Annotated in this window: 10 protein-coding genes; all 10 read left to right on the top strand. The window is 43.2% G+C overall.

The window, feature by feature from the left end:
* Positions 1-25: 25 nt before the first annotated feature.
* Positions 26-1,924 (top strand): hypothetical protein, encoded by a 1,899-nt coding sequence (locus LBQ60_10005; GenBank protein MDR2038246.1) that lies wholly within the window; start codon positions 26-28, stop codon positions 1,922-1,924.
* A gap of 109 nt (positions 1,925-2,033) precedes the next feature.
* Entirely contained in the window at positions 2,034-2,966 is a 933-nt protein-coding gene (locus LBQ60_10000; protein ID MDR2038245.1) for a DUF4421 domain-containing protein, read from the top strand.
* Positions 2,967-3,166: 200 nt separating this feature from the next.
* On the top strand, positions 3,167-5,098 hold the full coding sequence (locus LBQ60_09995; GenBank protein ID MDR2038244.1) for a family 43 glycosylhydrolase: 1,932 nt from the start codon (positions 3,167-3,169) through the stop codon (positions 5,096-5,098).
* Positions 5,099-5,410: 312 nt separating this feature from the next.
* Complete coding sequence (locus LBQ60_09990; protein ID MDR2038243.1) at positions 5,411-5,587, top strand: hypothetical protein; 177 nt, start codon at positions 5,411-5,413, stop codon at positions 5,585-5,587.
* Positions 5,588-5,713: 126 nt separating this feature from the next.
* Positions 5,714-8,818 carry a DUF4981 domain-containing protein gene (locus LBQ60_09985; protein ID MDR2038242.1) on the top strand — a complete coding sequence of 1,035 codons (3,105 nt, stop codon included), beginning with the start codon at positions 5,714-5,716 and terminating at the stop codon, positions 8,816-8,818.
* A gap of 141 nt (positions 8,819-8,959) precedes the next feature.
* A complete protein-coding gene (locus LBQ60_09980) occupies positions 8,960-11,539 on the top strand; it encodes a carbohydrate binding domain-containing protein (GenBank protein MDR2038241.1) in 2,580 nt (859 codons plus the stop codon).
* A gap of 134 nt (positions 11,540-11,673) precedes the next feature.
* A complete protein-coding gene (locus LBQ60_09975) occupies positions 11,674-13,590 on the top strand; it encodes a carbohydrate binding domain-containing protein (GenBank protein MDR2038240.1) in 1,917 nt (638 codons plus the stop codon).
* A gap of 83 nt (positions 13,591-13,673) precedes the next feature.
* Positions 13,674-14,363 (top strand): NUDIX domain-containing protein, encoded by a 690-nt coding sequence (locus LBQ60_09970; protein MDR2038239.1) that lies wholly within the window; start codon positions 13,674-13,676, stop codon positions 14,361-14,363.
* 114 nt (positions 14,364-14,477) lie between these two features.
* Positions 14,478-14,906: a DUF4982 domain-containing protein gene (locus LBQ60_09965; GenBank protein ID MDR2038238.1), complete on the top strand. Its 429-nt coding sequence runs from the start codon at positions 14,478-14,480 to the stop codon at positions 14,904-14,906.
* A gap of 46 nt (positions 14,907-14,952) precedes the next feature.
* A partial coding sequence (locus tag LBQ60_09960) for an alpha-L-fucosidase (protein MDR2038237.1) occupies positions 14,953-15,861 on the top strand: 909 nt, incomplete at its 3' end.

Below are 15,861 nucleotides of genomic sequence, written 5' to 3'. Positions count from 1 at the left end.
TATGGTTGCATCATAAACAGTTGTTATGTCCCATATTTTCGGATATATCTCTCTTAAAAACCAACCACTTCGCGACGGTTTGTCCGATGATATGATGCAATCCTTATCATCATGGTCACCGGACAAGTCTTCCGTTCATATAAATCCTGACGGGTTTCTGGGATGCTTGTTGATGCATACTACGAAAGAATCTTTATCCGAGATACTTCCTTATCAGGATCAGGAATCGAAATTGATCATTACTGCAGATGCCCGGATCGATAACCGTCCGGAGTTGTCACCCATACTGGACTTAAAGAATGATGCCAGTAATGCGGATAGTATTTACATATTGAAAGCATACCAGAAATGGGGTAGTGATTGTTGCAGGTATTTGTCAGGCGATTATGCTTTTGCTATCTGGAATTGTGCTGAACGGGAGTTGTTTTGTGCCAGGGATCATATTGGCGCCCGCGGTTTTTTCTATTATTTTAATACCGGAAAATTTATTTTTGCGACCGAACCGAAAGGAATCATTGCTTCCGGGGACATTCCACATGTGCTCAGTGATGACTGGATCGCAGATATTTTGATTGGTGTAACTCCGGAAAAAAACGCATCGCCTTTCGCACAAGTGATGAAATTACCTCCGGCTCATTATCTGAAAGTGACTCCTGATAAACTAACACTGGAACAATACTGGGAACTGGATATTTCCCGGGAAATTCATTACAAGAGGGAACAGGATTATTATGATGAATTGAGGGCATTGTTTGAAGAGAGTATAAGTTCCTGTGTCCGTTCTGCTTTTCCGGTCGGGGCGGAATTGAGCGGTGGGCTGGATTCTTCCGGGATAGCAGCATTCGCTAACCAGGCGTTGAGACAGCAAAACAAATCACTCAGCACTTATTCTCATGTCCTTCCAGAATGGGCAAAGGGAAAAACCTATCCTTTTGATGATGAACGGATCTTTATTGAATCATTGGGATTATATGCCAACATTGATCAGCAACATTTTATTACAGCAGAGGATAAAGGTATTCTGGATGAATTTCAATTATGCAACCAACGGTTTGATTATCCTACCGGTTATCCTTTTCCTGTATTTTGTGATGCATTGTATGAAAAGGCACATCAGGAAGGTGTTCGTGTATTGCTTTCCGGATTTCCGGGAGACGAACTGGTTACCAGCTTGGGAGGAAGATTAGAAAATGATTTTTTGCGCCATCATCAATACCGTTATTTATGGAGCCTTATCTATGGGAAAGTACATCGGGACATATTCAAAACAGGATATGCTTTTACTTTGAAGATGATATCCCATTATGCACCGGGATTTTATCGTATGATCAAGGGTGTTCCGGGTAAATCAGTCAACTGGAGGGAAAACAGCTTTAATTGCCATGTAGCTACCAATGAGTATGCGGACAGGATGCATCTACGGGACAGATTGTTCAACAGGACTACTTATCCTGTTTCCTGGGGTGTCAGGGAACTTGAACGTGCCCGTATTACCGAAGCTTTTGTGTGCCATCGCCTCGAACAATGTGCGGCACATGCTGCCTATTACCATATAGAATATAGGAATCCTTTGGCTGACAAAAGATTACTGGAATATGTATTGGCGCTACCTATCCACCTGAGGGTAAAGAACGGTTACCATAGGTATCCTTTTCGGATGGCCATTGCAGGAGTTGTTCCCGAAGATATCCGTTGGCGGACTTCCAAAATGGGTAATACAATACCAACCGTTTCATTACGTGTTGCCAGGGACAGTGACCGGATAGATCATCTATTGGGTAATGCGGGAAAAGATGGTCTTTTCCCTTCGTACATTGATGTGGAAAAAATGAAATATATCAATCAACGTATGAACCACCGGCAATTGGGAGATGCATTGTATGCACATTCTTTTTACAGTGCATTGATGATGAAAAGAGGATGATCTGTTTTGTTTGCATTATTACGGCTGATTATCCGGGAAGTTAATGATATAAGCCTTATTCGGAAATAAAGATTACTTTTGCCGGCCGAAACATTTTGTTCAATTTTAGGTGCGCATATTCCTGTTTTTCCTGCCTTTATTGTTTTTGTCGTTTGTATCCAACGCACAAAGGGATACTTCGTATGTTGGCCGTTTTGACCGGAAAATGGCCATAAGCACATATATTGTGAAAGATTTTGCATTTCTGGTTCAGGAATTCGAGCCGGATCGTGATATTGCCTATATTCCTAATACCCCGGCAAGCATCGGGCTGGGTTTTTCATGGAAAAATGCAGCATTTAGCCTTAGTTATGGTTATGGATTTGATTTTCTGCGAGACAAAAAATTAGGCCGGACAAAATCCGTTGATTTTCAATTTCATAATTATGGGAGAATGTTCGCATTTGACATCTTTATCCAGAATTATAAAGGCTTTTACGTGGAGGAGGATGATAAAACGATCAGGGTGTGTCCTGACGTAAAGATGTATAATTACGGGCTTTTTTCACAATATGTGTTCAACCATAAAAAGTTTTCTTACAAAGCGGCTTTTGACCGGAGCGAAAAACAACTGAGATCGGCCGGATCACTTCTGGTTGGCGCAGGAATTTATTTTACCAGCATTGAGTCTGATAGTTCCTTTATTGTTCAGGAAAAGAATTTTGTGCGTAGTTTTCAATTCGGGGTCAGTGCCGGATATGCCTACACATGGGTAATCAGGACTAATTGGTTTATTAATTTGTCGACGACCGTTGGGATACACTTCGGAAGTGAAAAGCTGAACCGGTTCGGTAAACAAAAACCGGAAATATCCCCAACTGTTTTTCCGCGTATATCAACAGGATATGCCAAACATTCATGGTCATTGGATCTTTCTTACCTGGCCAATATCCTGTTTCCTTCATTTTCGGAAAATAAGGCAATCGGTATTTTATCGGGAAGTGGGAGAATCACCTTTACAAAACGGTTTAATTCTATATTTCAAAGAGACAAAAGAAGATAACATGGAATATTCCGGTAATCTACCGGTAGTCTGCCATTAAATTGTTCTCCATTTCTGCATAATCATAAATATTATTGCATATATAGCAATTATGTTGTAGTATTGCAATTTGAAAATAAATGTAAAAACAACACTTAATATTATTTGTAGAATAATGTGATATCAACAAATCATATAAAACAAAATAAGATTATTTAAAAATGAGAAAATTGACAATATTTATTCTATCGTTCATATCATGTCTATCTATTCAGTTGCAGGCACAGGGTAAGATCGCTTCAAACGTCGTGGAAAAAGATTATACTGCTTATCTCTTTGCTTATTTTCAGGGTAACAAAGTAGAGCAGGAGCAAATATGTTTTGCAATCAGCCTGGATGGATACAGCTATTTTGCATTAAATGGAAATAAACCGGTGATCGATTCAAAAGAAATAAGTGAAACAGGTGGTGTGCGCGATCCGCATATTTTGCGTGCTGAAGATGGTAACACATTTTATATGGTTGCCACCGACATGACTTCATCCAAAGGTTGGGATTCGAACCGGGGAATAGTGTTGATGAAATCCAGTGACCTTGTTCATTGGGCTTTTTCTAAAATTAATATACAGAAGAATTATCCCGGACAGGAAAACCTGCTTCGGGTATGGGCGCCTCAAACTATCTATGACCCGCATGCCGGAAAATATATGGTATACTGGTCGATGCAACATGGAAAAGGAAATCCTGATATTATTTATTATGCTTATGCGAATAAAGACTTTACCGGTCTGGAGGGTGAGCCGAAGCAACTGTTTTTTTCCAAAAACGGTAAATCATGTATTGACGGTGATATCATCTATAAGAACGGTATTTTCCATATGTTTTACAAAACCGAAGGACATGGGAACGGTATCAAAAAAGCCATGACCGATAACCTGACTTCCGGCTGCTGGCTTGAACAGCCTGATTATAAGCAACAGACCCGCGATGCGGTGGAAGGTTCGTGTGTTTTTAAACTGATCAATGAAAATAAATATATTTTATTGTATGATGTGTATGGAAAGGGGAAATACCAATTTTGCGAAAGTGTAGACCTGGATAATTTCAAGGTGATTGACCACCAGATAAACATGGATTTTCACCCGCGTCATGGAACTGTGATCCCTGTTACACGAAAAGAACTGAAGACCATGACAGACCAATGGGGTATACCCGAAGAATTTCCTGTCCTTCCCGAAGAGAAAAATCCCGTGTTGAGCGGTTATTTTGCTGATCCTGAAATTCTTTATTCTGAGAAAACCGGAAAATACTATATCTATCCGACAAGCGACGGGTTTGAAGGTTGGGGTGGGAGCTATTTTAAAACTTTCTCTTCATCTGATTTGGAAAACTGGACGGACGAAGGGGTAATTCTCGACCTGAAAACCGGTGTTTCCTGGGCCGACGGAAATGCCTGGGCTCCATGTGTCATTGAAAAGAGAGTAGGAAAAAACAAATATGCATATTACTACTATTTCAGCGGGGGAAAAGACCGGGAGCCTAAAAAGATAGGTGTCGCTGTAGCTGATGATCCGGCCGGACCGTTTGTCGATTCTGGTCAACCGCTCATTGATTTCCGTCCCGAAGGTGTAAAAGGTGGTCAGCAAATCGATCCCGACGTGTTCTATGATCCGGTAAGCAAAAAGAATTACATCTATTGGGGCAATGGTTACATGGCAGGAGCAGAATTGAACAAAGACATGGTATCGATCAAAAAAAATACGGTCAGGGTAATGACACCTGATAAAACTTTCCGCGAAGCTATATATGTTTTTTTCCGGAAAGGCCTGTATTATTTCCTTTGGTCGGAAGACGACACCGGAAGTCCGGACTACAAAGTCCGTTATGCAACGGCAAAATCTCCGCTCGGTCCATTAAATATTCCACAGGACAATATCGTTATCATGAAAGACGAAATGAGAGGAATTTACGGAACCGGGCATAACTCGGTATTGCAGGTTCCCGGAAAGGACGAGTGGTACATTGTTTACCACCGCATTTCGCGCCCGGACGGAATAAGAATGCCTTATCCCGGAATATACAGGGAAGTATGTATGGATAAATTAGAGTTTAATGAAGACGGGGGTATCAAAAGAACAATTCCAAGCCTTTAGATTAAGGGAAACGGAATATCTCTATCGCAGAGTGAATCATACGTTTGGTTCCCGCTTCCGGAAGCCAGCCCTGATTTACTCGCCATAAGTATTGGTTTGGTGTTCGTGAGGCTGCTTTGTTACTCGCGTTTGCTCGTGAGAGCGGCTTCGCCTAAGTTCACTAAGTTACTTCTTTGCATCAGGACAAAGAAAAAAAAAGAATAATATAAAATAATCTTGAAAATAGGTTTGCATATAATCTTGAAGATCCAACAATTAATTGTATTATTGCATTTTTAAAATAAATGTAAAATCGACACTTAATAACTTATTATGAAGAGCCCGGTCCTTATTGCCACATTTTTACCGTTCACGACCCATTCACAGAAAGTAAAAGTCAACATGTATCCCGAACAAGATACACAGCCAATCAGCCGCCATATTTCGGTTTCAGCGAAACATCCGGCTTTATTTATTTTGGAAATCCGGGACGATTTAACGAAGGGGTAATGAAAACCACTAACTTTAACTTGTCCGAGCATGGAGCCGTTATTCAGGTCACGGCAGACGAAACCGGTCGATTGGAGAAATATTGGAATAAATCAACTGAAAAATAATCTTTAAACCATTAAAACAATGAAAAAACACCTTCTTACTATTGTTTGCTTTGTCATGTTAGCCTTTACGGTAACAGCACAAAAAAACGAATGGCAGGATCCGGAAATCAATGCAGTGAACCGCGCTCCAATGCATACCAATTATTTTGCTTATGAATCAGTTGAAAGTGCTGATAAAGGAGAAAAAACATCGTCAAAAAATTTTATGTCTCTGAATGGCATCTGGAAATTTAACTGGGTACGTAACGCCGACCAGCGCCCCCTGGATTTCTTCCGGACAGAGTTTAACGACAAAGGCTGGGATGATATGAAAGTTCCCGCTATTTGGGAATTAAACGGTTACGGCGATCCGCTTTATGTAAATATCGGTTACGCATGGAGAAACCAGTTTAAGAACAATCCTCCCGAAATACCTGTGGAAAACAACCATGTAGGTTCTTACCGCAAAGAAATCATCATCCCTGCCGACTGGAACGACAAGGAAATTTTTGTACACTTCGGGTCGGTAACTTCGAATATGTACCTGTGGGTGAACGGTAAATATGTAGGATACAGCGAAGACAGCAAGCTGGAGGCTGAATTTGACTTGACAAAATACCTGAAACCCGGAAAAAACCTCATCGCCTTTCAGGTATTTCGCTGGTGTGACGGAACCTATCTGGAAGACCAGGACTTTTTCCGGCTATCGGGTGTAGGACGCGATTGTTATCTCTATACCCGTAACAAACAGTATATTCAGGATATACGTATAACACCCGATTTGGATGCACAATACCGTGATGGTTCCCTGAATATCACCGTTCAGATGAAGGGCAGCGGAACCGTTGATCTTGAGTTGAAAGATGCGAAAGGCAACAGCGTTGCCACTGCCCGGATGAATGGTTCCGGAAAACTGTCGGCAGACATGAAAGTAAGTAATCCTGCCAGATGGACTGCTGAAACGCCCCATCTTTACTCACTGACCGCAGTATTAAAAAACGGTGATAAAGTATTGGAAGTTATTCCGCTCAAGGTAGGCTTCCGCAAGGTCGAAATGAAAAATGCCCAGATACTGGTTAATGGGCAGCCGGTACTTTTCAAAGGAGCCAACCGTCATGAGATGGATCCCGACCAGGGGTACGTGATTTCACGTGAACGGATGATACAGGATATCAAGATCATGAAAGAATTCAACATCAATGCTGTTCGCACCTGCCACTATCCTGATAATAATCTCTGGTATGACCTGTGTGATGAATATGGCCTTTATGTCGTGGCCGAAGCAAATGTAGAGTCCCATGGGATGGGGTACGGTGAACACACCCTCGCTAAAAATCCTTCCTATGCCAAAGCCCATATGGAGCGTAACCAGCGGAATGTTCAACGCAGCTATAACCATCCCTCCGTTATTTTCTGGTCATTAGGTAATGAGGCGGGCTTCGGTCCCAGTTTCGAGGCTTGTTACAAATGGGTTAAAAACGAAGACAAGACCCGGCCGGTTCAATACGAACAAGCCCATGGGAATGAATTTACCGATGTGTATTGCCCGATGTATCTCGATTACCAGAGAAGCGAGAAATATGTGTCAGGTGAAGCTACCAAACCGTTGATCCAGTGTGAATACGCTCATGCTATGGGTAATTCACAGGGAGGATTTAAGGAATACTGGGACCTCGTCCGTAAATATCCGAAATATCAGGGAGGATTCATTTGGGACTTTGTCGATCAGTCGATTCGTTGGAAAAATAAGGACGGCATTGAAATATATGGTTACGGTGGCGATTTCAACCCTTACGATGCCAGTGACCTGAATTTCTGTGACAACGGGCTGATCAGTCCCGACCGTGTGCCTAACCCCCACATGTACGAAGTCGGTTATTTCTATCAATCTATCTGGACAACACCAGCCGATCTGCAAAATGGAGAAATCAATGTCTATAATGAAAATTTCTTCCGTGATCTTTCCGACTATTATATGGAATGGCAGCTGCTGGCAAACGGTGAAGCAGTGCAGACCGGTATCGTAAACGAGCTGAAAGTCGATCCCCAACAAACAGTCAGGATAAAACTGGACATTCAGACCGAAAATATTTGCAAAGACAAGGAATTGCTTCTGAATGTGATCTATAAATTGAAAAAAGGAGAAACCTTGCTTCCTGCAGGATTTTCCGTCGCCAAAAACCAGATGGTTATTCGTCCGTACAAATTGTCTGGACCGGAACTGAAGAATATAACAGATAGTCATATTGCCGTTGTGGTGCCGGCTGTAAAAGATAAAGACCATAATTTCCTGATTGTCGAAGGAGAAGAATTTGTTCTGAATTTCAGTAAATGGGATGGCTTTTTGTGTAAATACCAGGTAGAAGGTCGCGAACTGATCAATGGCGGTGGACAATTGAAACCCAATTTCTGGCGTGCTCCGACCGATAATGATTTCGGTGCCGACCTTCAGAACAAGTACCGCGTATGGCTGAACCCTGAAATGAAACTCACTTCATTGAAACATAAGATCACGAACGATATGGTGATCATAGACGCGGAATACGATATGCCAGGTATTTCCGCGAAACTTGCTTTGACGTATATCGTCAACAATAAAGGCGCTGTGATGGTTACCCAGAAAATGACCGCAGATAAATCCGCAAAAGTATCCGATATGTTCCGTTTCGGCATGCAAGTGCAGATGCCACAGGGATTTGACCGGATCGACTATTATGGCCGCGGACCTATTGAAAATTATTCCGACAGGCATCATTCGACCGATCTGGGACGTTATCTCCAGACCGTAGCCGGACAGTTCTATCCTTACATCCGTCCGCAGGAAACCGGAACAAAAACTGATATCCGTTGGTGGAATCAACTCAATGCCGGAGGTTACGGACTGCAATTCACCGCTGATGCTCCCTTTTCAGTTTCCGCACTGAATTACAGCATCGAATCGTTGGACGAAGGCACACGTAAAAAACAGGGACACTCATCTGAAGTAACACCTGTGGACTATACCAACCTGTGTATCGATAAAATCCAGATGGGGCTGGGTTGCATAAACAGTTGGGGTGCATTGCCGCTGGAACAATACCGCTTGCCGTACGGAGATTATGAATTCACCTTTCTCATGAACCCTGTAAAGAATAAAGTGCATTAGTTTGTTGTACTCAAAGGCCGGGTATTATACTGAGGAAACAAACTTTGAGTTTGTCAAGCTAAAGAATAGTAAAGATAAAATACCTTATCAAAAGTTCAGAGTTTTTGATTCGTAATTCTTAAACTATATAGAAGATAAAACATGCCTTTACATCCTTTTAGATACATACATCTTTTGTCCGTACTTTTTTTATTTACCGTACATATCAACATATACGCCGATGAACCCGATTCGGCGTATATATTTGCTTATGGCGAAAACGGCCTGCGCTTTGCATGGAGTATTGATAAAGAGAACTGGCATCCGATAGGTAACGGTCACCCTTTTGTAAAAAGTGATTTCGGACGCTGGGGAAGCCAGAAGCGCATGTACGATCCCGTATTGTACCGTGCCGGCAACGGACTCTGGCATTGCCTGTGGACACTGAATGATGATGTGGGAGTGATCGCCCACACCACTTCCGGAAACCTCACCTACTGGAAACCGCAATCCTATCCCTATCTGTTCGAAGGACAAGGTAATTGCCGGATGATCGAAATCGGTTACGATCCGGACAAAGACGGTTACTTTATTTCGTGGGTGAATACCAAAGGACAGGATAAAGAACTGTTCGGAACATTTACCAAAGATTTCAAACATTTCGAACCTGCACGGAAAATTCCTGAAGCGGCACGGATCAACCAGCGTGATGTGATGATCCTCAATGGGGAAAGCCAGACGGGAACCACCCATCAGATTGCCTGGACGGAAATCGACCATCTGATAAAGACATGGCAGATTGCCGAATACCGCAATGGCTTGCACAACGAACTGATGCGGGACGACCCCGTCCGTTTTGCCGGGCTGAAACCTGTGGAAGTAACCGTAACGGTCGATCCGTCGAAGAGCAAACCCATCAGTAATATGCTCATCGGTATTTTTTTCGAAGACATCAATTATGCTGCCGACGGCGGACTTTATGCCGAATTGATCCGTAACCGGGATTTTGAATTTTCCGGTGCCGACCACCGTGAATGGAATGCCCGTTCAGCGTGGACGCTGAACGGTGAACATATAGGTTTCCATATCGAAACATCCGGTCCTGTTCATGAAAATAACAAACATTACGCCGTACTCGATATCAGAAAACCGGGAACAGGACTTATCAACGAGGGTTTCGACGGCATCCCGCTGAAAAAGGGAGATAAATATGATTTTTCAGTTTTTATACGTGGCCTTGAAGGCAGGGGGCAGAGCCTGCTCGTAAGGTTGACCGGAAAAAACGGTGAAGTTTATGGTGTATCCACCATCAAAAACATATCACAGTCATGGAAAAAACATTTTGCAGTGATTACTGCAAACGAAACAGTGAACGATGCCCGTCTCGAAATAATTCCGCAGGCAGAAGGGAAGATTGCCCTTGACATGGTTTCTCTTTTCCCGCAGAAAACGTTCAGGGGACGTAAGAATGGTCTCCGTGCCGACCTTGCTCAAACGCTCGCCGATATGCATCCCCGTTTTGTCCGTTTTCCGGGCGGCTGTGTGGCACACGGCGATGGCATGGATAATATATATCGTTGGAAAAATACCATCGGACCGCTTGAATCGCGCAAACCCGACCGCAACCTGTGGGGGTATCACCAGACAATGGGATTGGGGTATTACGAATATTTCCTGTTCTGCGAAGATATCGGTGCCGAACCGCTCCCTGTCCTCGCTGCCGGTGTGCCCTGTCAGAACTCAGGAACAGGCGGACACGGACAGCAGTGTGGTATCCCGTTGGATGAAATGCAGGATTACATTCAGGAGATCTTCGATCTGATTGAATGGGCCAATGGCGACCCGAAGAAAAACAAATGGGCGAAAATGCGTGCCGATGCAGGGCATCCGGAACCTTTCGGATTGAAATATATAGGAATAGGCAACGAAGACCTTATTTCCGATGTTTTTGAAGAACGTTTCGTGATGATATGCCGTGCCATTAAGGAAAAATATCCTGAAATGATGATTGTCGGAACCGCGGGGCCATTTTACGAAGGAAGCGACTACACCGAAGGATGGCGTGTAGCCACTGAAACGGGCATTCAGATGATCGACGAACATTATTATGTCCCGCCCGGATGGTTCATCCACAATCAGGATTATTACGACCGCTACGACCGCTCGAAGCCCAGGGTTTATCTGGGCGAATATGCGGCGCATGTTCCGGGACGCCATAACAACATTGAAACAGCATTGACCGAGGCCCTGCATCTGGCAAATATTGAACGGAACGGCGACATCGTAGCCCTTACCTCTTATGCGCCGCTTCTGGCAAAAGAAAAACATACACAGTGGAGTCCCGACCTCATTTATTTCAACAACACTGAAGTAAAGCCTACCGTCGGCTACCATGTGCAGAAGTTGTACGGGCAAAATCCGGGCGACGAATACCTTACAAGCCTTGTTAAAGTTTCCGACGGGAACAGCGGTGTCTGTAAACGGATTGCCTGTTCGGTTGTCCGCGACAGCAAAACAGGCGATATCATTATAAAACTGCTCAACCTGCTGCCTGTTGAGGCAAAAGCAATGTTGAACATTGATGATCTGAATGTGGAAAATACCGCCGTTAAAACAGTTTTGACAGGGAAACCCGATGACAGGCGCGCAGAGCCCGTAAGCGCACAGGTAACCTTTTCGGGAGAGATGGAACTGTCCGCATATTCATTCACGGTGTTGCGGATGAAAGTGAAAAATGATTAAGAAATCGTTATATGAAAAAATATAAAGTTACATTTAATAAAGTAAAATGAACTTAACTTAATAGCCAGGATGTTATGAACAGGAAAAAAATATTGAAAATATCAGCAGGTATCGTATTACTGACTTTTACCTTTATGGTAAAAGCCCAAACCATCGATCTCACCCTCGATACCAGAAAGAAAAGCGCTCCGATCCAACCTACCATGTACGGACTGTTTTTTGAGGACATTAATTTTGCTGCCGATGGTGGTTTGTATGCCGAACTGGTCAAGAACCGCTCTTTCGAATTTCCGCAAAATCTGATGGGATGGAATACTTTCGGGAAAGTAGCATTAAGAAAAGACGATCCACCCTTCGAACGCAATCCCCACTACGTAGTGCTTTCATATCCCGGGCATGAACATAAGCATACGGGAATCGAAAACGAAGGCTTCCGTGGAATGGGATTCAGGAAAGATGCCGGTTACCGCTTTTCAGTCTGGGCAAAAAAAGTCAACTCGCCCGGTGAGCAAAAAATCCGCGTCGAACTGATAAACGCGCAAAATAATATCATTGCCCGAAAAGATCTGATCATCAGATCCGATGATTGGGAAAAATACCAGATTGTCCTTACTCCGTCTTCGACCGAAGAAAAAGGACGGCTGCGTATTTTCCTCACATCAAAAGGTTCCGTTGCGTTGGAACATGTTTCGCTTTTTCCCGTCGACACCTATAAAGGACGCGAAAACGGATTGCGCAAAGACCTGGCACAGGCGTTGGAAGATTTAACCCCTGGAGTTTTCCGTTTCCCCGGTGGCTGCATTGTCGAAGGAACCGATCTGGAAACCCGCTACGACTGGAAAAAAAGCGTAGGCCCCGTCGAAAATCGTCCTCTGAACGAAAACCGCTGGCACTATACGTTTATGCACCGTTTCTTTCCCGATTATTTCCAAAGCTATGGATTGGGCTTTTTCGAATATTTCCTTTTGTCGGAAGACATCGGCGCCGAACCGCTGCCCGTTGTCAATGTCGGACTGGCCTGTCAGTACCAGAACGGTTGTTGCGAAGCCCACGTACCCGTAGGCGAGTTAGACCGGTACATTCAGGATGCTTTGGATTTGATTGAATTTGCCAATGGCGATGTTTCTACTGTCTGGGGAAAACTACGCGCTGAAATGGGACATCCCGCGCCCTTCAACCTGAAATACATCGGTATCGGTAATGAACAGTGGGGCAATGAATATGTCGAACGTCTGGAACCGTTCATCAAAGCCATCCGTGCCAGATATCCCGGTATCAAGATCATCGGAAGTTCCGGACCTTCGGCCGACGGAAAAGAATTCGACTACCTGTGGCCCGAGATGAAACGCCTGAAAGTCGATCTGGTTGACGAGCATTATTACAAAGACCCGCAGTGGTTTCTGAACAGTGCCGCCCGTTACGACAAGTACGACCGCAAAGGTCCTGCCGTTTTTGCGGGCGAATATGCGTGCCACGACCATCCATCAGGAAAACAGAACAATTTCCTTTCGGCGCTTTATGAAGCCGCTTTCATGACAGGGCTGGAACGTAATGCCGATATTGTACACATGTGCACCTATGCACCGTTGTTCGCCCATTACGACGCGTGGCAGTGGAACCCGGATTTAATCTGGTTCAACAACCTCTCGGTCGTAAAAACACCCAACTATTATGTGCAACAGGTTTATGCCAGAGAAAAAGGAACCAATACAGCATCATTATTGCAAAACGGGAACACGGTCACAGGTGAAAACGGTATGTATGCTTCGGCAGTATTAGACAAAGATGCGAACTGTTACATCGTTAAAATAGTAAACACAGGTACCGGTGCGCAAGAGGTTAAAATCACCCTTTCGGGAATAAAGAAAAATACAGTGCTGATGCTTGGTGAGTGTGTTAAAATGCAGGACAACGAATTAAAAGCCATCAATTCGCTGGAAAATCCGAACCGGATTGTTCTGCAAGAAACAACGGCAAGTCTGGATAACAGTATTTTAACGGTGAAAGCAGAACCTCAGTCGTTTGGGATCTACAAAATCATTTTAAAATAATTTACCGGATGTTAAGTGATTTGTTTTGTGATCTTTAAAAAATATTGATTAACAAGTAAGCACTTCCATAAACTTGTAATTTAATGTGTCCATTTTATCAGGAACAGGAAAAGTTTTTCGTAGCAGTAGATTGTATTATTTTAGGATTCAAGGATGACAGGTTATATCTCCTCGTTTCTAAACGGAAATTTGAGCCATTGAAAGGAGAAGATACTTTAATGGGAGGTTTTTTACGTTCGGATGAAAGTCTTTCGGAAACCGTGACACGTGTACTGTACGAATATACCGGCATCAGCGATGTTTTTATGGAACAGGTCGGCACTTATGGCGAACTCGGACGTGATGTCGGGGAACGTGTTGTATCAGTTGCTTATTATGCGTTGATCAACCTGAAATTGTTCGATGATAACCTGTGTAAAAAACATAACGCCCGTTGGGAACCACTTGGAAAAGTAGGGAAACTTATTTTCGACCACAATCAGATGTTGAACGATACCATCGAAATTCTGAGGAAAAAGGCAGCGACAAAACCTATCGGTTTCAATCTTTTGCCTGAAAAATTTACCTTACCGCAATTGCAATCACTTTATGAGGCCATTTACCAGCGAACGCTGGATAAACGGAATTTCAGGAAAAAAATTCTGGAAATGGATATTCTGGAAAAGCAGGAAGACAAGGATAAATCGGGTTCGAAAAGAGGTGCGTTTTATTACAGGTTTAACAAAGAAAAATACGAACAGTTGCTGCGGAACGGCTATTATTTTTCTTTATGACGATATGAATAAGATATATCAAGAATTAAAAATAAGGTAAGTAAAATCAGTTATCAGTTTTCCGGATACATGAATGAGTAATCCCTTTATAAATCTGATGATTTTGCAACGCCAATGTCATCTCAGGGAAAAGTAGAATCGAGAAATATGAAAGGATTGGTTACCTTTGACAGGAAGACGAAAAAGGATCCGTTCTACTGGTACAAGGCCAACTGGAGCAAAGAGCCTGTTTTGTATATTACACAGCGGAGGGTGGTGAACAGAGGTAATCAGGTAACACCGGTTACCATCTTTTCGAATGTGGGAACTCCACGGTTATTCATTAATGGCGAGGAGATAAAGTCAGGAAGAAAAGGATATACGTATGTTCATTATATATTTGATGATGTTACCCTGAAAGAAGGGGAGAACATGATTGAAGCAAAAGTAACAAGAGACGGAAATTCTTATAAATATGAAATAGTATGGAATTATTCCGAAGCAGATAAGGATTTGGACAATAACGCCCCTGAAGTCCGTTTGAAAGAACATGCCGGATTGTGAAAATAGAGGAACTTAAAACGATTAAATACTAAAGAATAGATCAATCATGAAAAAAAGTGTATTTATTATTTTTATTTGCATGGTATTCGCCTTTCAGGCTATGGCACAAAATAATCCGCCCAGGCGCATTCCGTTGAAACATGGTGCCCATCATACAGGAAAACGTACCGATCCGGAAATGCAACGCTGGCGTGAGTATGGTCTGGGACAGTTTATTCATTGGGGTGTATATGCCATTCCGGGAGGGCAATGGAACGGAAAAATATCTACCTATGCCGCGGAGTGGTTTCGTTCATCCGGGCTCATCAGCAGGGAAGAATATGATAATTTGTACAAACAATTCAATCCGGTTGCCTTTGATGCGAAAAAATGGGCAAAGCAGGCAAAACAGATGGGTGCAAAATACATGATATTCACCACAAAACATCATGATGGCTTTTGTATGTGGCCGAGTAAATACACTGATTATACGATTGCCAACACTCCTTACAAGAACGATATCGTAAAAGAACTGGTAGATGCTTATGATGCAGAAGGAATAGATGTTTACCTGTATTTTTCCATTATTGACTGGAATCATCCCGGGTATCAGGCAGGGGCTTCCATTACAAGCGACGACAGATTGAACTGGGCCGGCTATGTGGCATTGAAAACCGATGAACAAAAGGCCCGTTATGAAACATTCAAAGAATTTACCCGTAATCAGTTGATCGAATTGCTGACCGATTATCCTAAAGCCAAAGGACTCTGGTTTGATGGCTCATGGGATGGGGCATGGATGAAAGAAGCTGCATGGGTGGATGAATTAGGAAAAGAACTCAGGGCAATGCATCCCGGACTGATCATTGGAAGCCGCTTCCGGGCCGATGAAAACGGAAAGCGCCATGTCGATTCGAACGGTGACCTGATCGATGACTATGATCAAAGGTTTGAAAGGAACTTGCCGAATACGCTG

It is taken from the genome of Bacteroidales bacterium (genome assembly GCA_031275285.1).
In the GTDB taxonomy this organism is placed as follows: Bacteria; Bacteroidota; Bacteroidia; order Bacteroidales; family UBA4181; genus JAIRLS01.
Note: the sequence above shows the minus strand (reverse complement) of the source record. Positions and strands in the feature narration are given on the sequence as shown.